Origin of the sequence: Kamptonema sp. UHCC 0994, assembly GCF_029167235.1 — a bacterium.
Lineage (GTDB): Bacteria > Cyanobacteriota > Cyanobacteriia > Cyanobacteriales > Microcoleaceae > Kamptonema.
The window spans coordinates 1-25,509 of record NZ_JARFTR010000145.1 but is presented as its reverse complement, the minus strand read 5'-3'; the positions used below and the strand labels follow the sequence as shown (position 1 = coordinate 25,509).

The following is a 25,509-nucleotide window of genomic DNA, read 5'->3' as shown; positions in this document are numbered from 1 at the left end:
ACTTGAGGGGTAGGATTTGGGCTGAACCCTCACCTACAAATGTAACCAGTTGTCACTAACTGCCTGAGCAGCTAGGCTAACCGTCCCATAAGCTTTTCGGCTTATTTTAGGTTAAACGAATCGCACTTTTCTTAACTTATTCAGCAAATCCTAATTAATGATTGGTAATTCCAAGTCCTGTTATCTTCGATGCGGTCGGCTTCGTAAAGAAAAGTTGCAATATTGCGGGTTAAGTGTTACATTTGTTTACATGAAATTGATTGACCCAAGCTACGGTATGCCCTGTATTGGCTACTGCCTTTAAGGTATCACGTACAAATTGTCAACCTCCCAACACAGTAAGTTTAGCCAGCCGCACCTGTCGGCTGTTTTTTTTAGCTACCTACATCAGGGATATCTTGAGATTTTAGCTGCATCGTCTCAAAAGAAAATTCAGGTTCCTTAATCAGAGGAAGGTTTTTTCGATACAATTGCATCGCTTCTAAGCAATTATTGATACCTTTAATTGCCTCATTGTAAACCTTAATCTTCTCCTCAATTTCCGTTTGACGCTGTTTGTTTCGATCGATTACTGCCTTAGCCTCCTCTGCAAGAGTTTGCTCTAAATTGGCACGCGCTACATCGTATTGCTGCAAAATTTCATCAGCTTTTTGTGTTGCCATTGGTAACAAGTGAGTCTTAATAGCATTATTGACAGATTGGCGAAAGGTATTAGTAGCAGTTTTCTTTACCTTATCCTGAAAATCTAGCTTTAACAATTGACGGATTGCAGGTTGCGCTTCTACCATACTGGTAGAGTCAAATCCTTGGCAAGCTTGTAGCAAAGTTTGACGGAGTTGATAAATAGAAAAGGTGTGTTCTTCGTAAAATTTGGGGTTTTCTCGCACGTAGCGATCGCACTCTATTTTTGCCGCCGCCACCACTGCATGAGTCACCTCTTTTTTCAACTGTTCGAGAGAGGTTTCAATCCCACCATCATTGCCGAGTAAAGGAACGAGTTTGAGATGATATTGCGATTTACCGATCGTATCTATCAAGCGCTGAAAATAATTATCGATTACTTGTTTTGATTCAGCTATCAATACATCCTCTAATTCATTAGCAAGGTAATAAAAACCTTCTGCCAGTATTCCTAATAAAGGAGTAACAGCATTGCGAGGATGGCTAGCAACAGCACGCTTATTAACCTCTAATACAGAGAAAGTATCAATTAGTTCATCTAAACGGTGAATAATTCGAGATTGGAGCTTTTTAAAATCCTCTTCCATCGGCGAAGTATTGCCACCTACAACCTCGTTGACTTCCCGATCAATATGTTTCTCAAACTCCCTCCCAATATCGCTCAAATCTTGGGTAAGCCGCTCTAATTTTTGCTGAATCATTGCCTTAACATCAATAGGTTGCTGTGCTAGATAGCGGCATTCTCCTATGTAATGATCTTTGAGCTTAATGCAAACTGGTTGCAAGTCTTCAGCTAAAGCGGCGAATAATTGAGGGCGTTTTTCTTCGGTGAGGTAGCGCGTCATCCCAGTACGAAATTCCTCTATTCCGCTATCTTGAATTAGGTTGTCAATCAGCCGGAAACCTAAATCGCTGCGGAGAATGCACAAATATTTATCATTACTTGTGTAACAATGATTGCATTCACTAGGGATGGGAAATATACGCGGATTCACTAATTCTGGCTTGCCGCAGTATTGGATGAATTTATCGACAAACTGTGGCGTTTTTTGCACTCCATCTAAGCTTTTAATGTCTTTTCCAAAAGGGTAAAATACATTCAAAATGTCCTGGTTTTTCCCTTGAATTTGACTGCCGTAAAAGCCAAATAGTCCGCTGGTTTTATAAACTCTGGTCTTCTGAAACTGCTCCTTAAGTAAAAATTCTAGTCTTTCTCGTAAGTCATCATTGAACCAAGTTTCGTCAACACGGTTAAAGACATTAAAAACGCGATCGCGAATACTTTTATTGTCACCAGTCCGCGTCATCAGCTCTGTTTCTTCCACAGTAATCGCACCGGTTGCTGCTGATTTGAACACGCACACAACCGCAGAAGTTTCGGGATGTTCAATTTTATCATAAGCCATCTTTGCATCCCGCTCCACTGGCGCATCAATCCCCGGAGTATCGACAATTATATTGCCATCTTTTAAGAGATTGTGATGGCAGTAATACTCAACTTTTTTCAAAACTGCACTGTTTTTACCAAGGCGAACATAATCCGCCGCTTGTTCGAGATTAGAGAAATTAAGCTGCTCCATTGACAGCCTATTATTATCTTTTGATTGAATATAATCTTTCTGGCGATTGTCTTCATAACCCGCCAGCAATAACCTCAGTGCATTTGCCTGTTTCGCTCGCTTCGATTTACTTTCGCCTCCTTCCTGTTCGATAATCGTTGTGCATCCTTCAGACAAAAGCTCAATCACGCCATCTTGATTAATATTGACATCAGCAGCTAACTCCAATTGCTGACACAAAAGGTAAACTTGTGCTCGCACTTCAGCTTCGCTCAAAAAAGTAAGGACAACTCGCTCTTGAGCAGGTTCAGCATATTCGATGCGGCATTCTGTAGCGGTAGCGTGTCCTTCTGCACTGTAGAGCAATTCCCGCTCTAGCAAAGCATTAATTAGCATCGATTTTCCAGCACTGAAAGCACCTGCGAAAACTATCTCAAATTTAGGAGAAATAGCTTTGTTTAGGGAAGCTTTGACAGCGGAGGTTTCTAATCGCAAAGCAGATTCTTTATGCAATAGTTGCAGTATAGATTCAACTTGAACTTCTAAATTTTGGCACTGAGGCAATATTTCAGTCATTGTGGCAGAATGCTCCTGTTTTAGTAATTTTATCTTGATTTCAGGTCTGTTGTTGTTGATTTTCACCTGTCTAGAATATAACCACAAGGAGACTCTACCTGATTCCGCAAACCATCCCCAATAAAACTGAAATACTTGCCGTTGAGTTGAAATCACATATTTGTCAAAAAATCTGTTAAATTCGATACATTATTTGTCAGAAGATTTATAAATCTCATAAATTTGGTAAGGGGTAAGTAGCTGGACAAAAATAAAGAATGTCATTGCGAGCCCAGCGAAGCAATTCGCTTGCGCTTTGAGATTGCTTCGCTGGGCTCGCAATGACATAGCTACGTTTATTTATGTCCGACTACTTAATTGGTAATTGGTAATTGGCGACTAACAACTAACAACTAACAACTAACAATTAACAACTAACAATTAAACAGATAAATCCTGACGTGGCTTGAACGTTTCAACCAGCCGCAATTTTTCGTATAATACCCGTTCTTGCTGACTAATTTCTTTAGGAACAGCAATGATAATTTCCACCAATTGATCGCCGCGATCTCCCTTCCCAGTCGGATAACCCTTAGCAGCTAAACGCAATCGCTGACCCGAAACAACTCCCGGCGGTGACATCATTTTTACCCAACCATCCAGCGTCGGTACTTCAATTTCACCCCCCAATACTGCCTCAGCAGGAGTCAATGGTAATTGACAGAAAATATCCGATCTTTCTAACTTAAAAAATGAATGAGGTGCTACCGTAATTTTTAAGTACAAATCGCCACCACCAATGCCTAGATTTCGCAATCTAACTCGTTGACCACTTACCATTCCAGCAGGCATATCTACTTCAAGAGATCGCCCATCTTCCAGACGAATTCGCTCGCTACCGCCTGTATAAGCCTTCTCCAAAGGTAGCGTTAACCGCGCTTCAATATCCTTCCTAGCTTCGCGAGAACCAGGGGTATAAGTTACTTTTGTAGTGCTAGAAACCCAAGGATCGGAAGAAGTTACTCGCGGCGCATTCGATGGTGCAGTTCTTACTTCCCGGCGACGACCTAATAATTGATCGACAAATTTATTGAAGTCAGGATAATCGCCAAAATCTGCTTTTTCCTCAGCAGAGTCGCCATTTTTTCTACTCTCACCCCAACCTTTAAAATTGGGAACTCGCAAGCCTTGCTTTCCTTGAAATCCTTTTTGTTTCCAGAAGCGAGTGAACTGGTCATACTGCGCTCTTTTATCCACATCGGAGAGAATATCGTAGGCCTCATTAATATCCTTAAATTTATCCTCCGCTGTCTTGTCTCCAGGATTTACATCGGGGTGCAACTGTCGCGCCAGTCGCCGATAAGCTTTCTTAATCTCATCAACTGAAGCATCTCTAGATAATCCTAGAATCTGATAGTAATTACGAAAATTCTGCATAGAAGAAGTTAGAAAGGAATTATGGAAAGAATTTAATGAATAAGTTTGGCAACGGATTTATGTACAGGATTTAACGAATAAGTTTAGCAACGGTCATTACCCGTTGCTAACTTCTTCCTTTATTACAGCCAATCTTCCTCATCATCATCCCAATCTTCACTTTGATAAGGCCGTGAAGTTCGAGAAGTACCGACGCGCTCCGAAGGCCTACTAACTTTCCTGGAACTAGGCATATAAGGCTCTTCACTTCTACGCTTATCCCCTGAAATAGTGCGGCGTACTGACTCAAAGAAATCGTCATCATCTTCATCGCGACCGTAAGCTGAAACTTCCCGATTTAGATCGTACAACGCATCTTGTAAATCCGATCCAATTTGGTCAACTCCCCGCTCATCATTGCGTTCTAAACTGTCTCGCAATTCCCGAATTAAAGTTTCAATTCGCTGACGATTTCTCTGGGCAAATTGCATTCCCCTATCCAGCGCTACCTCTCGCAATTGTCGCTCCGCTTGATAAGCCAAAGCCTCAGAACGATTACGTTTTTCTACCTTTTCACGCTGCAATTTATCAGCTTGAGCAAATTGTTCAGCGTCCCGAATCATCAAGCTGACTTCTTGCTGCGTCAGCGTCGAAGCACCCTGAATTGTAATGCTCTGTTCCCGCCCTGTCGTCCTATCCATTGCCGTCACTAATAGCATTCCATTAGCATCAATATCAAAGGATACTTGAACTTGTGGAATACCGCGTGGTGCTGGCGGAATTCCTGTCAATTTAAACCGCCCCAAAGACTTATTATCCGCCGCCAATTCCCTTTCACCTTGGAGGATATGAACTTCTACCAAAGTTTGATTGTTTTCAGAAGTGGAAAAGATATCAGAGCGCCTTACGGGAATAGTAGTATTGCGCGGTATCAATTTCTTCATCACGCCGCCAATAGTTTCTAATCCTAATGATAAAGGCGTTACGTCTAATAGCAGTATGTCGCGGACATCTCCCGCTAAAATTCCAGCCTGAATTGCCGCTCCTACCGCTACAACTTCATCGGGATTAACGTTTTGATTGGGTTCTTTATCAATTAAACTGCGGACTAGCTGTTGTACCAATGGAATGCGAGTAGAACCGCCTACTAGCACAATTTCGTCAATTCTAGAAGGGTTCAAATTTGCATCGGTCAAAGCTTGCTTTACGGGGCGACGCAAGCGTTGAATTAAGTCACCACATAACCCCTCAAACTGACCGCGAGTTAGTCTTGTTTCAAAATGCAGGGGGCCATCTTCATTAGCATCAATAAAAGGTAAGTTGATGTCAGTAACCCCAACTCCTGACAGTTCAATTTTTGCTTTTTCTGCCGCTTCTGTTAGCCGTTGGAGGGATTGACGATTGCGCCGTAAATCTACTCCTTCTTTCTCTAAAAATTGTTCTGCCATCCAATCAACAATTTTTTGGTCAAAATCGTTGCCACCTAATTGCGTATCGCCGCTAGTTGCTTTCACCTCAAAAACACCGTCACCAACTTCTAAGATTGATACATCAAAAGTACCACCTCCCAAGTCAAATACCAGGATAGTTTGACTTTCGCGCCTCTCTAATCCGTAGGCTAAAGATGCAGCAGTTGGTTCATTTAAAATTCGCTTGACATCAAGTCCAGCAATTCGTCCCGCGTCTCGCGTTGCTTGTCGCTGGGAGTCGTTGAAATAGGCGGGGACAGTAATTACAGCCCCCGTTACTTCTTGGCCCAGATAGCGACTAGCTTCGTCTGCCAATTTCCGCAATATCATTGCAGAAATTTCCTCTGGGGCAAAATCTTTTTTGAGGCGAGGACACTTGATTTTAATATTACTGTTCTCCTCGCGGCGAACGGTATACGGGACTCGCTTGGATTCTGGGGTGAGTTCGCCGTATTTGCGCCCAATGAACCGTTTGACAGCGTAAAAGGTGTTTTGGGGGTTGAGCACCGCTTGCCGCCGCGCCATCTGTCCGACAACGCGCTCTCCTTCCTTCGTGAAAGCCACCACCGAGGGAGTTGTCCGCATCCCTTCTGCATTGGCAATCACGACGGGTTTGCCGCCTTCCATGACTGCTACTACTGAGTTTGTTGTCCCCAGGTCAATGCCGACTACTTTGCCCATGCCTCACTTCTCTCCTCTGGCTTTGTGTTTAGCTATTTCAATATAAGCGTTGAACTTATGAGTTGAGTTTATTGTATCGCGTCCCGTCGCACGAGTTTTGGAGGGATTGCCTCACCTGCCGTTGAGGATGGTGTTGGAGTTAGTTGGCAATCAGGTTTTTGCCTTTACAGAAACTTCCTGACGCTTTGCTAAGCCGTTTGTATTATTGAGCGCCTTAAAAACCCCGTCTGAATCTTCTTGATGGAAGGGGTAAAGTTAAAGTGAGAATACCCAAATTATGTCAAGCCTATTTGTATTGCTTTTTTTCGGATGTTTAGGTGTTTTTTTTGCTGGTTTAATTAATCCTTCATGGGTACGAGTTACAACTAGAGGAAAAGCTACTAAAATCTATCTTGGCTTAGCTTTTATTTTCCTTATTTTAATTGCTAATTGCTAATTGCTAATTGCTAATTATAGCAACGACCAAGATTAAGATTTCACTGATTTTAAGAATCCACAAAAAATCAGTGAAATCAGCGGAATCTGTCTGAATTCCTGTTCAGCAATGGTTTCAGAAATGAGGTAATGGCTGTTGAATTATTGCCTGCACAAACTAGCAGTAAAACTATCAGCCAATTAGTTCTAAACCCTTTGCCTGAGAGGAAACACCATTCTTAATCCGGGCCGCCACTACCATCAACAGCAAGGCCAAACTGTCATCAGAGAGTCCATCAACCAAGTTCTGCATATCTAACAAAGACTCTAGTTGCTTTGGCACTGACATCTGGCTGCTGTTGCCAAATCCCTCTCCCCCCGTCAGCCGATTACAGAAGTAAACGCGGGCTCCTGGCTTAATCTCGTCCATTGCCTCGATTAATTTCCACAGCACCTCCGTAGAGATGCCTGTTTTCCCCCGCCGAAACTCAGATATATGATTTTCGCTAACGCCTGAAAACTTGGATAACTGTTTGCCAGATATCCCGTAGCGTTCAATAGTCACTCTAAAAATTTCGGAAATCATTGTAACGTTTTGTAACAAAAATCTATGATTAGCCTTTGATGGTGGTATTGTTCTTAAGTTACGGGTTAATAACCCAGCAATAGCCTAACAGCTTTAATAACTCAATAAATTATAACTCTGCCCGGATAATGTAGTGTCGGCGCAGTTTTATTTTGCCTTGAGCACAGTAGACATCAACCGAATTTTAAGTTTCCAGCCTAAACGCAATAAGGCTTGCAGACTCATTATCGGAGATGTCTAATGGCTGCGGCTTGTTTGACGAAACGAAATGCAAGATTTGAATACAAATGGCAGAGTATGGTGTCGAGTCATATTTCTCTGTCATTAGAGTCAAGTTAGCATAGCGTTTTCAGGGCGAGTGTGATTTTAATCACTATTTCGGTGCATCTATCTATAAATTTGGGAGCTAAAAAGTGTCAAGAAACTTAACGGAGCCGATTTCTCTAAAATTACCCCAATGGCCTGAGCCAAATTTGAGTAACGTAACTGTGGGGAACCGACGGCTGAACGTGGAGGAAGTCGCCAGGGTTGCCCGCTGCGGAACCAGAGTGCGGTTGAGTGATGAAAGCGATGTGGCGGAACGAGTGCAAGCATCCTGCGACTACATTGCCGATGCTGTCGAGTCAGGAAAGCCGATTTACGGAGTCACAACTGGCTTTGGTGGCATGGCCAATACAGAGATTGCCCCGGAAGAAGCCGCGAGTTTACAAAACAATTTAATTTGGTTTCTCAAAGCTGGTGCCGGCCCCAAGCTTCCCACAGCTTGCGTTCGCGCCGCCATGCTTTTGCGAATTAACTCCCACCTTCAGGGTGCTTCAGGAATTAGGCTGGAGTTAATTAAACGGATGATCGCATTTCTCAACGCAGGAGTCACGCCTCACGTTTGTGAATTGGGTTCCATTGGCGCTTCAGGAGATTTAGTTCCCCTAGCGCAGATTACAGGGGCATTAATCGGTTTAGATGACAGTTTCACTGTGGATTTTAATGGCAGAGAAATGTCAGCAATTCAAGCGCTGGAATTATTAGATTTACCAAGAATTGATTTGCGCCCCAAAGAAGGGTTGGCAATGGTTAATGGTACATCTGTAATGACCGGGATTGCTGCTAATTGCGTCCGGGATTCCCAAGTAATGCTTGCTTTAGCAATGGGTACTCATGCTTTGATGATCCAAGGTTTAGGCGCGACAAATCAATCTTTTCACCCCTTCATTCACAAGTTAAAACCTCATTTTGGTCAAGTATGGGCGGCTTCCCAAATGGTGGAACTTCTCGCAGGTTCTTGTTTGAATCGAGATGAGTTAAATGGGGAGCATGATTCTCGCGGCGATCATCCGATACAAGACCGTTATTCGCTGCGTTGTTTGCCTCAGTATCTGGGGCCAATTGTGGATGGAATCGCAGAAATTGCCCAACAGATTGAAGTTGAAGTTAACTCTGTTACTGACAACCCCTTAATTGATACTGAGAATCAGGCTAGCTATCACGGCGGCAATTTCTTAGGGCAATATATTGGCGTTGGGATGGATCGTTTGCGCTATCTTTTAGGTTTGCTGGCAAAGCATTTAGACGTGCAAATTGCACTGTTAGCTGCACCTGAATTTAATAATGGTTTGTCGCCTTCTCTGGTTGGCAACACAAATCGTAAGGTCAACATGGGATTAAAAGGTCTACAAATAGCTGGAAATTCAATTATGCCGCTATTGACTTTTTACGGAAACTCAATTGCTGACCGCTTTCCCACTCATGCCGAACAATTCAATCAGAATATCAATAGCCAAGGATTCGCTTCAGCTAATTTAGCTCGTCGCTCAATTGAATTGTTTCAGCAATATATGGCAATTTCCCTAATGTTTGCCGTCCAAGCTGTTGACTTGCGAACCCATCAAGTCGCCGGTCACTATGATGCGCGGGAGTGTTTATCACCACTTAGCTTACCGCTATATGAGGCTGTGCGCGAAGTTGTGGGACAGCCATCGAATGTTGAAAGAGCTTACATTTGGAATGACAACGAGCAATCTTTGGATATACACATTGCCATGATTGCTGCTGACATTGCACGGGAAGGATGGATTGTTCAAGCTGTGAACCAGATTTTATCAAGTTTGAAGTAGGAAGGGGAAGGGGAAGGGGAAGGGGAAGGAGTTTTGAAAAGAACTCGCATTATTTTATTCCCTTTTCTCCTCTTTTTTCCTGCGAAAAACAGGTGATTTGTAGCTAAGAATAGCCTGCGAAGCGGCGTAAAAAATGAGTTGAGTTTTTCACTCGTTAATATTTGCTTGTCCGTTACATAAGCATTGGTAATTTTGCGGCTGCAAAGAATTGTTGAACATTACTAGAAAGGCACAAAAATGGTTACTCACAATATTTCAGCTAACATCTCTGAAACTGCTTTTCAGCTAGATATTTACCCAAGTAAAAAAGCAGAGAGATTGTCAAATCAGCAACACTTTTTGACGGATACTGTTCTCCAGTGTGTCAAAATCTATCAACTTGAACCGAGGGATTGGCAACAATTTTATCAAGCAATTCATCCTGGTTGCGTGGGGAATGTTTCCTCAGAAAAGAAAGAGCGCTTAAAGGCTTTAGGTAGTGGTTTTCTATTTGCCTTAGCGACACTGCACCAGTGCATCCAAATCATGCACGCGAAACCTATTGTTTGGCAGCAATTTTACCGAGGATAAAACAGGGATGAACATTGCAGAGCATATCGAAAGAGGGTGTAGATTTTTTCCTCAGAAAACGGCTTTAATTTTTGAAGGTAAATCTTTTAGTTACAAGCAACTAAATCAATTAGCAAACTGTGCTGCTAATGGTTTGCAAGGATTAGGAATTAAACGGGGAGATTGCGTCGCTCTCTTCCTGCCTAATATTCCCGAATTTGTCATCTCTTATCTGGGCATCTTAAAGATTGGTGCTGTAGCAGTTTCGATCAATGCGATGCTTAAAACCGATGAAGTTCGGTTTATTCTCAATGACTGTGCTGCTAAGATAGTAATTGCGACAGAATCATTGCGAATGCAAGTGCCTGATGATGATTTAGCTTACCTTCAATACATTTTGATTGCTGAAGATGGAGTTATTAAGCCGCCGAGTGTGGTTGTTAGTCATTCTTCTCATATTTCTGGAAGGAAGCTGAGTTTAAGCTGTAAAGAAATCAGTTTGTTACAACTGCTAGCAAATGCTTCTCCTGAAGCTAAAGCTATTGAAATGGAACCCACAGAACCCGCTGCAATTATCTATACATCGGGGACGACTGGTTTTCCTAAAGGAGCTGCGCTTTCTCATGGCAATGTGACTTCAAATATGCACTCTGTCAAGCACTGCTGTGGTATGAGGGCTGAAGATCGGTTGCTTTTGTATTTACCATTGTTCCATTGTTTTGGTCAGAATTTCATTCTGAATGCGGGATTGAATGCTTGTGCGACTATCATTTTGCAGCGCAGATTTTATCCAGCAGAAGTTTTGAAGGTAACGGCTGCGGAGCGGATTACAATGTTTTTTGGAGTGCCGGCTGCCTTTGCCAAGCTGTTAGAAATGTCGCCAGATGAATGCAATTTTAACTCAGTACGCTATTATTTTAGTGCTGCTGCCAGAATGCCTTTGGAAGTTGTAGAGCAGTGGCAAGAACAGTATGGTCTGGTGATTCATGAAGGGTACGGTTTGACGGAAACTTCGCCTTTTTCTTGTTACAACCATTACTTGAAATATAAGCCTGGTTCGATTGGGATGCCAATTGATAATGTGGAAATGAAGGTGGTGGATAGTGAAGGTTCAGAAGTTGATGTCGGGGATGTTGGCGAGATTATTATTCGCGGGCCGAATGTGATGTCGAGCTACTGGAACCGTCCCGCTGAAACTGCCGAAGTTATGTCAAATGGTTGGTTTCATACTGGAGATTTGGGCCGGATGGATGAAGAAGGCTATTTCTACATTGTTGACCGCTTGAAGGATATGATCAATGTTTCTGGATTTAAGGTTTATCCGAGTGAATTGGAGCGGGTAATTTCTCAACATCCAGCGGTAGCGGAAGTGGCTATCTGTGGCATTCCTGACAAGGTTAAAGGTGAGAGCATTTTGGCGAATATTGTCCTTAATAATGGGCAAGTTGTCGCGCCAGAGGATGTGATTTCTTTCTGTTCTAAGCAGATAGCTGCTTATAAGGTTCCTCATCTTGTCCGGTTTGTTGATTCGTTGCCCAAGAATGCGACGGGTAAGGTTTTGAGGCGGGTTTTGCGCGAGGCGCATAGTTAAGTTGCTTATAGTTAAGAAAGAGATAATTCTTAGCTAATGAGCATTAAATTTGCCAGATTTAGGCTAACTCCTATATCTGGCAAATATCCAAATTTCCATGTAGTTTATTTCTGTTCAAATGAGTTTTGTCAAGATGAATCAAGCTGTAGGAATCCGAGCAATTGCAGTTAATTTTCCAGAGCGTTTACGTACTAACGATTACTGGAAAAAGAATTATCCAGGGTTCTTAGCTGAGCTTGAGCAAAAAAATCAAAAAGTGCGACTGTTTGATAATGATTCTCAAGAAAATATCAATTGGGTACAGGCAGTAAAACCTTATCGAGAAGATATATTCAGAGGAACGTTAGAAAGAAGAGTTTTGGCTGAAGGCGAAACTTCTATTTCTCTTGAATGTGGAGCTATTCAAAAGGTATTGCAAGCCAGTAAATTAGAAATCAATGATGTTGACTTATTGATTTCTTGTGCTATGTTTTCAGAACAATTAGTGATTGGAAATGCAACTCTAATAGCAAGAGAGTTAGGTTTCCGAGGAGTTGCTTGGAATTTGAATACTTCCTGTGCAGGAGCTTTATCCGCCTTAAGCAATGCTGTGGCTTTAGTCCAAAATCAAAACTTTAACCGAGTGTTAGTCTCGTTATCGTGCAATTATTCTAAGCACGTAGAATACACTAACTCTTTTTCCTTCACAGTAGGGGATGGGGCAGCCGCTTTTATTGTCGAGAAATCAGAAGAAGGACAAGGATTAATTCATTCTTACTCGACGAATACTTACGACACTTGCGATGTCGTTTATCCCAAATTTACTGTAGATTCTAGCGGACAACCAAGAACATTGATTACAGTGAATAAAGAAACGGTCAAATATGCTACATCTTTGTTCGTTAAATACTTTCAAAAATGCTGTACTCAAGTATTGATTGAGTCTAAGATAAAAATCGAAGAGATTGACTTCTTTATCTGCTTTGCAGCAGCAGCAGGTTATGCCGATTTTTGTGCTTTGGAATTGAACATTTCTAAAAGCAAAACTATCGACATTTTCCCGATGTATGCTAATATTTCCTGTGTTTCTGTTATCGCTGCTTTATATCATGCGGCTGAACTTAAAAAAATTCAGCAAGATGATTTAGTGATGATTTATTCTCACGGATTTTCAGGTAGCTCTGTCGCCAGTATTATGCGCTGGGGCGATGTGGCTCTAGGGCCTGCTCCGACCCCCTCAGAAAATTTAATAGCCACACTTGTAGGTGCACGATAATGCAGTAGGTAACTTCTGCATTTAGTGGCTTTTTCTCAATCGCTTTTGGGCAAATACAAAGCCGTTTAAGGAGTAAGTAATAGGAAGTTTCTTACTCTTCACATTCCGCAAACTCTTAGTCATTAAAGGAAAGAAAACATGGTCTTTACAAGTGAATTGAAGGGAAAAGTCGCACTGGTTACAGGAGGTTCATCAGGCAAAGGAATCTGGCTCTGCCTCAAGTATGAGATTCTAGCGATGCTCAAACATGGTGGCGGTGCGATCGTGAACATAGCCTCTGGTGCAAGTCTTGTTGGTGGAGCCGGTCATGCTATTTACTCGGCCAGCAAAGGCGGAGTTATTTCCCTCACAAGAGCAGTGGCGCTAGAATACGCTAAGTCTGGTGTTCGTATTAATGCGATTAGTCCGGGCCCTGTCAAGACCAATATGCTGGATAGTTTACCTACAGAAGTAGTTGCCCAGATCGAAGTAGAGCAACCCATAGGACGGATTGGCAAGCCGGAGGAGATTGGTGATGCAGTAGTCTGGCTATGCTCGGACAAGGCATCATTCGTCACAGGTCATAACATGGTAATAGATGGGGGATATACCATCCAGTAAGTTATATCCGAGTTTGGTTGCTTTCGTTATCATTCGATTTTGCATCTATAGCACTTCTAAATGAGTTGTGCAAATATTGTAGGGGTAGTGCCCCCGTGCCTACCCCCATCGTTCGGGGCAACCACAGGGGGATTGCCCCTACAAAAAATTACACAATTCATTTAGATATAAAATGAGAACCCCTCTACCCGGATACCAACTGAACGCCCCGCTCCACGAAGGTACAAAAACCGTTATTTATCAAGGTCGCTACGAATTAGAACACACTCCTGTTATCATTAAAACCCTCAAAGCTGAGTATCCGACCCTAGAAGAAATCGCCCGAATCAGACACGAATATCAAATCCTCCACTCTTTAAACATCCCAGGCATTATCAAGCCCATCGAATTAAAACCTTACGAACACGGACTTGCTCTGATTCTAGAAGATTTTGGCGGACAGCCCCTCAAACAATATATTAACGACCAAAAAACTAACTTAATTAACTTTCTTCAAATCGCCAGTCAACTCGCCCAAATTCTAGGAGAACTGCATCAAAACCAAATTATCCATAAAGACATTAAGCCCCAAAATATCCTCATAAAACCAGAAACTAGGCAAATCAAACTCATCGACTTTAGCATCGCCACCCGCCTAGAAAAAGAAAATCCTACCATCAGTAACCCCAACTACATCGAAGGCACTCTCGCCTATATGTCTCCCGAACAAACTGGGAGAATGAATCGGTCAATAGACTACCGCACAGACTTTTACTCGCTTGGCGTTACCTTCTACGAAATGCTTGCGGGTCAACTACCTTTTAATTCTAACGACCCAATGGAATTGGTGCATTGCCACATCGCCAAACAACCCAAGTCACTAAATCAGCTAAATCCAGAAATTCCCAAGGCGGTTGTTGATATCATAATGAAATTATTAGCCAAAACTGCTGAAGACAGATATCAAAGCGCTCGTGGACTTTTAGCTGATTTAGAAGAATGTCTTAAACAATTAGAAGCATCTGGACAAATTAAAGATTTCACAGCGGGTAAATTGGATCGATTCGGTCAATTTCTCATTCCTCAAAAACTATATGGACGAGAAACAGAAGTTGCAATCCTAATGGCAGCCTTTGAACGAGTTGCCGTTGGCTCAACAGAAATGATGCTCGTCAGCGGTTATTCAGGGATTGGAAAAACCTGCGTTGTGCAAGAAATTCACAAACCAATAGTCCGCCAGCGCGGTTATTTTATCGCTGGCAAATTCGATCAATTTAAAAAGAATATTCCCTATGCAGCCTTAATTCAAGCTTTTCAAGAATTAATCCGGCAACTGTTAACAGAAAACTCTGAAAATATCGGAATTTGGAAAGAGAAACTTGTAGAAGCTTTGGGACAAAATGGACGGGTAATTATCGACGTAATTCCCGAAGTAGAACTGATTATGGGCGAACAGCCAGAAGTTCCCCAGCTAGGGCCAACAGAATCTCAAAATCGCTTCAACCGAGTTTATAAACAATTTATTCATGTATTTACTAAGCCAGAACATCCGCTTGTTCTGTTCCTAGATGATTTACAGTGGGCAGATTCAGCGTCTCTGAAGTTGCTCCAACTCTTGATAACAGACACCGATAGCGAATATCTGTTACTAATTGGAGCCTATCGAGATAACGAAGTCAGCCCAACTCATCCGACGATTCAAACCATTGAAGAGATTGAAAAAGCAGGTGCGGTTGTAAATAATATCGTCCTCCAGGCTTTAGATATTAGCAACGTCCGTCAATTAGTAGCCGATACTCTTCAGGGAGATAAGTCAAGAGAATTAGCAGACCTACTCTTCAATAAAACTCAGGGAAATCCTTTCTTCCTAACACAACTTTTCAAGACTCTACACTCTGAACTACTGTTAAACTTTGACTTTATCAAAAGTTGCTGGCAATGGGACATTAAACAGATTCAATCCCTGGGAATTGCTGATTATAACGTTGTCCAACTGGTAGCCAGAAATATTCAAAAACTGCCAGAAACTACACAGAAAATATTACAATTAGCCGCTTGTATCGGCAACCGCTTTAACTTAGATGTCTGCGCGATTGTTAATGAAAAACCTCCGCTAGAAACAGCCGATGATTTGTGGTCAGCACTTCAAGCAGGTCTAATTTTGCCCCTAAGTAACGACTACAAAATTCCTCTAGCTTTTCAGTCAGAAGAGCAGGGGACGCTACTTTTTGATGAATCAAGAGTTGGCTACAAATTTTTACATGACCGGGTGCAACAAGCAGCCTATTCAATGATTCCTGAAAATCAGAAAAAAGTCACTCACTTGAAAATTGGTAAGCTCTTATTGCATCAATACGCAGAAAACGCCCTGGAAGAGAATATATTTGATATTGTCAATCAGTTAAATATTGGTGTGGAATTTATCGCGCAGCAGTCAGAAAGAGATGAACTTGCCAACTTTAACTTAATAGCTGGACGAAAAGCAAAAGCAGCGACAGCTTATGAAGCTGCTGTCAGATATTTGAATGTAGGGTTAGAACTTCTGCCAGAATCTAGCTGGCACAAACACTATGAATTGATGCGATATTTGCACTTAGAAACACTAGAAGCCGAATATCTTAATACTAACTTTGAACGAGCACAACATTTATCGGAAATTGTTCTGTTGCAAGCTAAAAATCAGCTAGAAAAAGTCAAAGTCTATGAACTAAGAATCCCATTTTACTTACAGCAAAACCAACCGCAAGCAGCACTAGAGACAGCTTTGCAAGTCCTAAAAATGCTAGGAATATCTCTTCCTAGAAATCCCACAAAATTTAGTATTATGATGGGATTGATTCGCAACAAAATAGCAATAGGTGGTAAACAGATTGAGAATTTAGCTCTTCTCCCTTTAATGACTGACCCATATAAGCTTGCAGCCATGCGGATCTTAATTGCTATAATTCCGGCTGCTTTTATGGCAAATCCTATGCTATTTCCCCTGATTGTATTTAAGATGGTCAATCTCTCTCTCCAATATGGAAATTCACCTCTATCTGCTTATGGGTATGTGAGTTATGGGATGCTACTTTGTGGTGTGCTATCCGATATTGATTCTGGATATCAATTTGGAAAACTGGCTATTAGGCTAGTAGAAGAATTTGCTACTAAAGAAATTAAAGCTAAGATTGACTTTCTCTTTAATTGTTTTATCAAGCAATGGAAAGAACACCTCAAAGAAACAGCACAACCTTTATTAGAAGCATTTAAAACTGGATTAGAAACCGGAGATATAGAATATAGCTGCTATTCAGTTTGTAATTATTCTCACCATTGTTATTGGAGTGGCGATCACCTAGAATCTACCGTTGAAAAATACATTAAATATACTAATTTAATGCTTGAATACAAGCAGTATTTAGTTTCCGATCAAACCAAGTTAGGTCGTCAATTTGTATTAAATATGCTCGATCAATCAGCAGATAAATTTACATTCATTGGCGATGGATTTAATGAAAGCGAAATGATTGTTACCTGGACAAAAACCAATAATTATACATTTATTGCCTATCTTTATCTTTTCAAATCAGTGCTTTTTTACTTATTTAAAAAAATCACCAACGCTGTTGAAGTTGCAGGTTTAACAGAAAAATATAAAGAAAGTCTGGGTGCGCTCATTCACTCATCAGAACACAATTTTTACTATTCTCTAATCCTCCTCGCCCACTATCCAGCAACCACCAAAACCGAACAAAAGCAATACCTGAAAAAAGTAGCATCCCATCAAAAACAAATGAAAAACTGGGCGCACCACGCCCCTATGAACTTCCAACATAAATACGAACTTGTAGAAGCAGAAAAAGCGCGAGTATTGGGACAAAACGAGACAGCAATAACCTACTACGAACGAGCCATCAACGGAGCCAAAGAAAACGGTTACATCCAAGAAGAAGCCCTCGCCAACGAACGTGCTGCCGAATTTTACCTCGCTCTTGGTAGAGAAAAAGTTGCCAAAACCTACATGACTGAAGCCTATTACTGCTACATTCGCTGGGGAGCCATCGCCAAAGTCAGAGACTTAGAAGAAACATATCCCCATCTCATCTCCCGCACCCAGCAGCCTGAAACTATCAGCCTCGACCCCACTAGCACAACCACCTCAAACCGAACAACAACCTCTACTTCCGGCCATTCAACAGCACTTGACCTCGGTACAATGATGAAAGCAGCACAGGCGTTATCTGGGGAAATTGTTCTCAGCGAACTGCTAAATAAATTAATGACTATTGTCATAGAAAATGCCGGAGCTACTGGCGGCTCATTGCTCACCAAACCAACTTTTTCATCTAACCAAAGTGAGAATCAGTGGGTGATTTCAGCCACCGGCATAGTGGAAGGTAACGACCTCACCGTATTGACTAATTCTCAACAACCAGAAGAGGAAAATACTTCCGTTTCTCTCCTAGGAAATGCAGTTCCAGTCGCAATTATCAACTACGTTGCCCGCACTAAAGAAACAGTCGTTTTAAACGATGCCAGCCACGAAGGAATCTTTAAAAAAGACCCTTACATCCAACAAAATCAGCCCAAATCAATCTTGTGTACACCCCTGCTCAATCAAGGTCAACTTTCAGGGATTATCTATCTCGAAAATAACTTGACAACCGTTGCCTTTACCGCTGATAGACTCACAGTCTTACAAATGCTATCGGGACAAGCTGCCATCGCCATTACCAATGCCCAACTCTACGCAGAAGTCAATCAACTCAACCAAAATTTAGAACAAGCCAATCAACAACTTGCAGCATATTCGGAAACCCTAGAACAGAAAGTTGAAGAACGCACCGCTGAATTAAAAACAGCTCAAAAACAAATAGTAGCCTCAGAAAAACTAGCCTCCCTCGGAGCTCTCACCGCAGGTGTTGCCCACGAAATCCGCAACCCTCTCAACTTCGTCACCTCTCTTGCTACTCTCTCAGGAGACTTAACATCTGAAATCGCAGAACAAATAGACCGTCAATCCCAAAACTTAGACTCAGAATCTCTGGAATTAATTAACGAAAACCTCACCTATCTTAAGCGCAACGTATCAGAAATTAACGAACAAGGGCAACGCGCCAACAGCATAATTCAAAGTATGCTACTGCACGCTCGCAGCGAGGGCAGTAGCCGTCAAAAAACTGACATTAACGCCCTTGTCGCTCAAGCCCTACAATTAGCTTACCACAGCATCCGTGCCAAAGATAAAACCTTCAACCTTACCATTGAAACAGACTATGACAAATCAATTGAAGAACTAGATGTCGCCTTTTCTGACCTCAGCCGCGCTTTAATTAACATCATTGATAATGCTTGTTATGCCTCCCATATTAAACAATTTAAAGTGACCGGAGATTTCAATCCAACAGTTTCTATTGCCACTAAAAATCTAGGCACTGCAATAGAAATCCGCATTCATGACAACGGCATCGGCATTCCCAAAGAAAATCAACAAAAAATATTCCTCCCTTTCTTCACTACCAAGCCTCCCGGACAGGGAACCGGTTTAGGTTTATCCATCACTCACGATATCATTGTTGGACAACACCGAGGCAATTTGGAAGTGCAAACCGAAACTGGAAACTACACCGAATTTATCATTACCTTGCCCAAAAGTTAAATAGCTTTGGCGCAGGATAAGTAGTCTGACAAAAATAAACGCAATCATGTCATTGTTCGCTGTGCGAAGCGCGTCAAGCGAAGCGCGTCAAGCGAAGCGCAGTTGCGAGCGAAGCGAAGCAATCTGAGGTACGAAGCAAGCCCGAAGCAATCTGAGGCGCGAAGCAATAGTCAAGCAAGCCCGAAGCAATTCGCTTGCGCTTTGAGATTGCTTCGCTTGGCTCGCAATGACATTGTTTATTTTTGTCCAGCTAAGTAACTAGATCCACTTAATTAAACATAAAATACGGATAATAAAAAAACCGTGCTATAATAAGCTAATGACTCTAGTTATTGCTACCATAGAATACACGATAGCTCCCCATGACAGCCAAAATCCTAGTCGTCGATGATGAACAACTTTTAGAATACGTCATTCAACAAAGATTCCGGCAAAAAATTCGCGTCAAAGAATTTGAATTTGTATTTGCTCATAATGGCAGGGAAGCATTAGAAAAAATAGCAGAACATCCACCCTTCGATTTAGTTCTAACAGATATTAATATGCCCGAAATGGACGGGCTAACTTTACTAGAAAAGCTCTCAGAAATAGACAAGACATTAAAAGCAGTCGTCATCTCCGCCTATGGAGATATGCAAAACATTAGAACTGCCATGAACCGGGGAGCTTTTGACTTTTTAACCAAACCCATTGATTTTCAGGACATGGAAATCACCATCCAAAGAGCCTTAGAAACTGTTAAACAAGTCAGACAGAACTTAACAGAACTTCAAGATGTGCAAACCCAACTCATTCAAAACGAAAAAATGGCTTCCGTCGGTCAGTTGGTGGCCGGAGTTGCCCATGAAATAAACAATCCAATTAGCTTCATTTTAGGAAACGTTGAACACGCCGAAAACTACTTTCAAGAATTGATAACTGCCCTCAACATTTATCAAAAACACTGCTCTCTAAATAATCCAGAAGTACAAACCCAAATTGAGGCTCTTGACCTCCCTTTTATCTTAGAAGACTTGCCGCAATTGCTCAATTCTATGAAAGAAGGAACAGAGCGCATTCGGGGAATCAGTATTTCTCTGAGAACTTTTTCGCGGGCAGATAGTACATCTAAAGTTCGTTTTAATATCCATGAAGGAATTGATAGTAGCTTATTAATTTTGAGACATCGGCTCAAAGCAAATGAGGGTAAACCAGAAATTCAAGTGATAAAAAACTATGGAGAGCTACCCCCATTAGAGTGTTATCCTGGACAATTAAATCAGGTGTTTTTAAATATCATTGCTAATGCCATTGACGCATTGGAAGAGTGGGATGCAGAGCGGAGCCGCGATGAAATCAAGGCGAATCCTAATAAAATTACGATTCGCACTTTCCTTACCGATGAGAGCGAAAAGACGAGCGAGGATAATTCCACTTCTCATGTTATAATTTCTATTGCTGACAACGGGATGGGAATGACAGAAGAGGTCAAACAGCGGGTATTTAACCACTTATTTACTACAAAATCTGTGGGTAAAGGGACGGGATTGGGGTTGTCAATTTCTCGGTCTATTATTGAAGAAAAACACGGAGGATGGCTCAGTTGTAACTCTGCACCTGGCCAGGGAACTGAATTTATTATTGAAATTCCCACTTAATGGTTGGGAGCGGATAAAATCAGAATTTACACACAATCGAGGCCAGAAACCCGGTTTCTTCCTAGATATCTAGTGAGAATCTTCAATTTTTCAGAGAAACGCGGTTTCTTTCCGTAAGTCCTGAAAATGATGAGTTTTCTGTAGAGGCAGTGCCTCCCTTACTTACGGGGTAACTACAGGAGATTGCCCCTATAAGAAAATTAAATTCCTGGCTACTTGCTAATTAAGAGCAATTCCATGACAGCTAAAATCTTAGTAATTGATGACGAACCACTTTTAGAATATGTAATCCTTCAGCTATTTCGGCATCAAATCAGCAGTCAAGAATTTGAGTTTGATTTTGCAATTAATGGAGTCCAAGCTTTAGATAAACTGCAAGCTAATGGCGACTTTGACTTGATACTAACTGATATTAGTATGCCCGAAATGGACGGTTTAACTTTGCTAGAGAACCTGCCAGCTATTGACCCGACGCTCAAAGCTGTAGTGGTTTCAGCTTACGGGGATATGCCAAATATTAGAACAGCGATGAATCGGGGTGCTTTTGATTTTTTAACCAAGCCCATTGATTTTGATGACTTAAAAATTACAATTAATAAAACTTTAGAGTTTGTGCGACTTGCTAGGGAAAAAGAGCGGCAACTTGCTACAGCAAATGAACAAATCCACTACCAAGCATTTTACGACGAGCTGACAGGTTTGCCTAACCGTAATTTGCTTTTAAAGGAGATGCGTAGCGGCATAAATACTATCATAGAATCTGGTCATCTGGAAGCTATTTTATTTCTAGCTCTTAACCGCTATCAAATTGTTAAATATGGCTTGGGCCATTCTAGAGGAGAACAGTTGCTAGTAGAAGTAGCGCGACGTTTAGAGGCTTGCGCTCTGAATGCAAATCTTATAGCAAGAGTAGGAGAAGATGAGTTTGCGATTTGGCTAGCAGATATTACTAATTCTCAGTTAGCTTTAGATGCAGCACAACGCATCCGCCAAGCATTAGAAATGCAGTCTAATTTGAATGGAACTGCGGTTTTTTCTAGCGTTAGTATTGGCATTTCTTTAGGTGCAATTGGCACAGAAGAACCCGAAGATTTGTTGCGGGCGGCTGACGCGGCTAGACATGAGGCTTTTGTTAGGGGTGCTGGTAATGCTGTTGTATTTAATGTTGATATGCAGTCGCGAGCTTTAGAGCAACTTCAGTTAGAAACTGACTTGCAAAATGCAATTAATTTGCAACAGTTTTACCTTAATTATCAACCGATTGTATCTTTTACAACGGGTCAAATAGTGGGATTTGAAGCCTTGGTAAGATGGCGGCATCCTTCACGGGGGTTGGTTTCTCCGAGCGAGTTTATTCCTGTAGCCGAAAGAACGGGTTTGATAGTGGCGTTAGGGGAGTGGGTACTGTCGGAAGCTGTGGCTTGTTTAAGTCAATGGAAGTTGCAATTCCCTGACTACTTGCCTTTAAATATGAGTGTAAATTTATCGGGACTTCAGCTATTTGCTCCTAATTTGTTACCGCTCTTAGACTCACTGCTGCGATTGCATAATTTGAAGGGCGAATTTTTAAAGTTAGAGATTACTGAGAGTGTTTTAATGGAAAATGCTGAGGCTACGGCTGGAGTGCTAGAACTACTAAAAGCTCGGCAAATTAAGGTTTGTTTGGATGATTTCGGTACGGGATATTCAAATTTATCTTACTTACAATTGCTGCCGATTGATACTCTCAAAATTGACCGCTCGTTTGTTTATTGTATGGAGGAAGGCGGAAAAAATTTGGCTTTGGTAGGGGCAATTTTAAATCTGGCTAGTTCTTTAGAATTAGAGGTAATTGCAGAAGGAGTGGAGACGGAAGAGCAACTAATTATGCTCCGTTCTTTGGGATGTAATTCCTATCAAGGGTATTTTTTCTCGCGGCCTTTGGAGGAGGAAGGAGCTGTTGCTTTATTGAGGGCTGCAAGTCTTTTGAGCGATGGTTATGCTGGAGGAGATGATGGATGAGGCTAAGGCTCAGAAGCAACCGATTAAACTGGTGCGATCGCGTTTAGTTGGTGACATACTCCCACATCAACCTGAGTACAGGTATGATATGGGCTTCTTAACAGCCCGATGAAGGGTATGCAAGATTTCCTTTGCGGTACTTTCATCCATAGAACCAACTATAGAAAGATTCCCGCTACGGCGTTTTATAAAGTCATAGTGCGGTAGTCAGCCTCGGTTTTAAATCGAGGTCTACCCAACCTTCCACCTTTACTGTCGCCGACAATAAACCGTTCAAAGGCTTTCTCTGCTCGTTTGCAGACATCTTGCAGCACGGTTGAATCTACTTGTTTAAAATCCAATAACTCACCACTATGGACTACTTTTATTAAGTCTTTTTTGAGAATGGGGAGCTGTTGTTTTTGTGAATAGTAGTTAGGCTTTTCTCTAGGAGCAGAAATGCTGGCTATCAATGGACAAGCGTTTATAGCAGTGCGATTCTTTTCCCAGCAATCAAATCTATCCCCCAACTGGCGATTATACCAATAACGGCAAATTCTGAGCCATTGGTTTAGGGTTAGTTTTTGATTGGTGTCGGGATAGAATTGATACTGATATGTGGCTTTCATTAGATCGCAGTCGATACGCATCAATTAGTGTTAATTTAGCACAAAATAAACCCATCAAATAAGAAGTTTGTTCGTCTCGTCATCCATCTGCCCACTGCTCAAAGCTATGCTTTGAGATTGTGAACAGGTGGAATCCTCATCTCACGCGCCTCTCATCCCACACCAACCTTGATCGGTATGGTGTGGGGATTCCCGTCTGTTTAGCTAAAGCCCCGCAGGATTATTCTCCCTGCGGGGCTTTACTTTGGGGTGATGGTTTACTAGAGTGAAGACAGAAGTTCGTTCACAATGAGCATTATTACTCTTGACAGGCGGGTAGACTTGTACGTATCAAAGGAAGGAACTTAATTTGTACATCTACCATCTAGATACTTGAAGTCTTTCAAAAGAAAGATGGTAAATTTGTCAAACAATTGTTACCTTCTGTAATATAATGTAGATAAAGCTAGAGGATCGAATCAGGGCTGTCCTGAAACCAAGTCGCGATCGCTGAAAAAAAAGTCACAACTTTGGTTAATCTAGGCTTTTGCTACCGTATCACTCTATTCATCGGAGGATTCAGCTATGAACCAGCCTATTGAACTCTCTCTGGAACAACAATTCAGCCTGTGCTCTTTCCAAACACAGGTTAACCAAATGAGCCGCGAACAAGCTCAGGAGTTTTTAATCAAACTCTACGAACAGATGATGCTCCGAGAAACCATGTATCGCCATTTTCTAAAACACCAGTGGGGTCTAGAGCCCAATCCTGGACTTGAGTAAAGCCTAGTCGCAGTGGGCGACCTCCGTCTCTTACTCTGTTTCTTATGTGGAAAGGAGTTGGGGGTGATGGGGCGTCAACTTGCAATCAAATCAATGATCTGAACAATTAAAAATTTCCTAATCACCACCTTGGCAATTGCTATATAGCATATAGTAGAAGGCATAAGGTAAAGGGTGAATGTAAAAAATTTCGTTATCTACCAATAAAGATAATTCTGTAATTTTAAATACCAAGAATTGAGGGTGCGCGATGACGCACCCTCAATGTTATTCTGGCTGACGCTCTATAGTTGCCTCCATCACACTCGTGAGATAATGACCAGCCATCAAACCGCTAGAATGGTAATAGCGATTGTCATCGATCCGGTGCAGAGTCTCAAAACCAGTCCGGCGTTGGCGTTCATCCCCTAAAACCCAGTAACGCTGGATAATAGACTGGGGAGCAATCCAACCTTCCCCCTCTACACGGCCAAGTTCGCTGTGTTGGAGGACAAAAGTGTATTGCCGTTCGTCGCTATCGAGATGTCCTCGGTACTGTAAAACAATCTCTTCGCGATCGCCTCCGGGAAACACAAGTTTTGTTACCATACTGAACCAATCTGTACGGTTCCAGTTCACTAAAGTCTTCCCTTTGACCGTAATTGGCAAGCCATTGCGCTCTATCCAACTTCCTTCGAGCGCCCATTGACCTGATTCCATTAAAAAGGTGTGAGCCACAATATCCTATTCTTTTCGCGCTGGCTACAATGCTGGTGCAACAACTCAGAAGGGTTGTTCTTGAAATTCTATGCTATCACGCCTGACTGTGCGGATAATGATGAATTTCTCCTAAAATTACAGCGGTGAGGGCACCAGTAACTTCCGGGAGATTACCTGGAATGCCGCAAATGTGCCAATAAGCTAAAACTGCAAAGGCGATCGCTTCTTTGAAATCTGCATTTAACCCAGCCTCAGAAGTTGTCAACACTTCCGTAGGCGCTAAATGCGATCGTAACCGCTCTTTTAAATATAAGTTGCGGCTACCTCCTCCGCACAGCAAAACTTGATCGGGCATTTGGGGCAAAAAGTTGCGGTAGCTATGCACTATGGAGGTAGCTGTCAATTCTACAAGGGTAGCCAGCACATCAGCGGGACTAAGATTATCAGCTTCGGTTTCAGCTAAACACTGATGTAAATAGTCGGGGCCAAATAGCTCTCTACCTGTCGATTTGGGCGGCTGTTGGTGGAAAAATTCTTGCTGTAACCATCCTTCTACTAAAGCTTGGCTGGGAGTGCCGCTAGCAGCCCAAACACCATCTTGGTCGTAAGTTTTGGTTCCACCAGAGAAGTGTTGCACCGCCAGATCCAAAAGGCTATTCCCTGGCCCCGTGTCCCAACCTAGAACGTGGGGAGTGGGGAGAGGGGGAGCAGGGGA

16 protein-coding genes are annotated in these 25,509 nt (G+C 42.1%); 9 read left to right on the top strand and 7 right to left on the bottom strand.

Annotated elements, in window-relative coordinates; genetic code table 11:
- Window positions 1-374 precede the first annotated feature (374 nt).
- The 4 genes from PY364_RS13960 to PY364_RS13945 all read right to left on the bottom strand — a co-directional run bounded on the left by PY364_RS13960 (window position 375) and on the right by PY364_RS13945 (window position 7,361).
- Entirely contained in the window at window positions 375-2,816 is a 2,442-nt protein-coding gene (locus PY364_RS13960; protein ID WP_275523339.1) for a dynamin family protein, read from the bottom strand.
- A 420-nt stretch (window positions 2,817-3,236) separates the two neighbouring features.
- The gene (locus PY364_RS13955; RefSeq protein ID WP_275523338.1) at window positions 3,237-4,232 is read right to left on the bottom strand and encodes a J domain-containing protein; all 996 of its coding nucleotides are present in this window, start codon (window positions 4,230-4,232) and stop codon (window positions 3,237-3,239) included.
- 122 nt (window positions 4,233-4,354) lie between these two features.
- Complete coding sequence (gene dnaK / locus PY364_RS13950; RefSeq protein ID WP_275523336.1) at window positions 4,355-6,361, bottom strand: molecular chaperone DnaK; 2,007 nt, start codon at window positions 6,359-6,361, stop codon at window positions 4,355-4,357.
- A gap of 607 nt (window positions 6,362-6,968) precedes the next feature.
- A complete protein-coding gene (locus PY364_RS13945) occupies window positions 6,969-7,361 on the bottom strand; it encodes a helix-turn-helix transcriptional regulator (protein ID WP_275523335.1) in 393 nt (130 codons plus the stop codon).
- A 413-nt stretch (window positions 7,362-7,774) separates the two neighbouring features.
- Here PY364_RS13945 and PY364_RS13940 point away from each other — a divergent pair, with 413 nt between their 5' ends.
- The 8 genes from PY364_RS13940 to PY364_RS13905 all read left to right on the top strand — a co-directional run bounded on the left by PY364_RS13940 (window position 7,775) and on the right by PY364_RS13905 (window position 22,725).
- Window positions 7,775-9,472 (top strand): aromatic amino acid ammonia-lyase, encoded by a 1,698-nt coding sequence (locus PY364_RS13940; protein ID WP_275523333.1) that lies wholly within the window; start codon window positions 7,775-7,777, stop codon window positions 9,470-9,472.
- Between the two features lie 237 nt (window positions 9,473-9,709).
- Window positions 9,710-10,042, top strand: coding sequence for a hypothetical protein (locus PY364_RS13935; RefSeq protein WP_275523331.1), 333 nt, complete (start codon window positions 9,710-9,712; stop codon window positions 10,040-10,042).
- Window positions 10,043-10,049: 7 nt separating this feature from the next.
- Window positions 10,050-11,612, top strand: a complete 1,563-nt coding sequence (locus PY364_RS13930; RefSeq protein ID WP_275523330.1) for a long-chain fatty acid--CoA ligase — start codon at window positions 10,050-10,052, stop codon at window positions 11,610-11,612.
- Between the two features lie 118 nt (window positions 11,613-11,730).
- Window positions 11,731-12,867 carry a 3-oxoacyl-[acyl-carrier-protein] synthase III C-terminal domain-containing protein gene (locus PY364_RS13925; RefSeq protein WP_275523329.1) on the top strand — a complete coding sequence of 379 codons (1,137 nt, stop codon included), beginning with the start codon at window positions 11,731-11,733 and terminating at the stop codon, window positions 12,865-12,867.
- 138 nt (window positions 12,868-13,005) lie between these two features.
- Window positions 13,006-13,467: an SDR family oxidoreductase gene (locus PY364_RS13920; protein ID WP_275523328.1), complete on the top strand. Its 462-nt coding sequence runs from the start codon at window positions 13,006-13,008 to the stop codon at window positions 13,465-13,467.
- 172 nt (window positions 13,468-13,639) lie between these two features.
- Window positions 13,640-19,087, top strand: a complete 5,448-nt coding sequence (locus PY364_RS13915; protein ID WP_275523326.1) for an ATP-binding sensor histidine kinase — start codon at window positions 13,640-13,642, stop codon at window positions 19,085-19,087.
- Between the two features lie 362 nt (window positions 19,088-19,449).
- The gene (locus PY364_RS13910; RefSeq protein ID WP_275523324.1) at window positions 19,450-20,724 is read left to right on the top strand and encodes a response regulator; all 1,275 of its coding nucleotides are present in this window, start codon (window positions 19,450-19,452) and stop codon (window positions 20,722-20,724) included.
- 237 nt (window positions 20,725-20,961) lie between these two features.
- A complete protein-coding gene (locus tag PY364_RS13905; protein ID WP_275523323.1) occupies window positions 20,962-22,725 on the top strand; it encodes an EAL domain-containing response regulator in 1,764 nt (587 codons plus the stop codon).
- 185 nt (window positions 22,726-22,910) lie between these two features.
- Here PY364_RS13905 and PY364_RS13900 read toward each other — a convergent pair whose 3' ends face one another.
- Window positions 22,911-23,333, bottom strand: coding sequence for a helix-turn-helix domain-containing protein (locus PY364_RS13900; protein ID WP_275523321.1), 423 nt, complete (start codon window positions 23,331-23,333; stop codon window positions 22,911-22,913).
- Window positions 23,334-23,897: 564 nt separating this feature from the next.
- On the opposite strand from PY364_RS13900, the gene PY364_RS13895 reads away from it, so the two are divergent.
- A complete protein-coding gene (locus PY364_RS13895) occupies window positions 23,898-24,095 on the top strand; it encodes an NblA/ycf18 family protein (protein WP_007353543.1) in 198 nt (65 codons plus the stop codon).
- 267 nt (window positions 24,096-24,362) lie between these two features.
- On the opposite strand, the gene PY364_RS13890 is transcribed toward PY364_RS13895, so the two are convergent.
- Together PY364_RS13890 and PY364_RS13885 are read right to left on the bottom strand one after the other, a co-directional pair.
- A complete protein-coding gene (locus PY364_RS13890) occupies window positions 24,363-24,812 on the bottom strand; it encodes a hypothetical protein (protein WP_275523320.1) in 450 nt (149 codons plus the stop codon).
- Window positions 24,813-24,888: 76 nt separating this feature from the next.
- On the bottom strand, window positions 24,889-25,509 hold a 621-nt coding region (locus tag PY364_RS13885), incomplete at its 5' end, for an anhydro-N-acetylmuramic acid kinase (protein WP_275523319.1).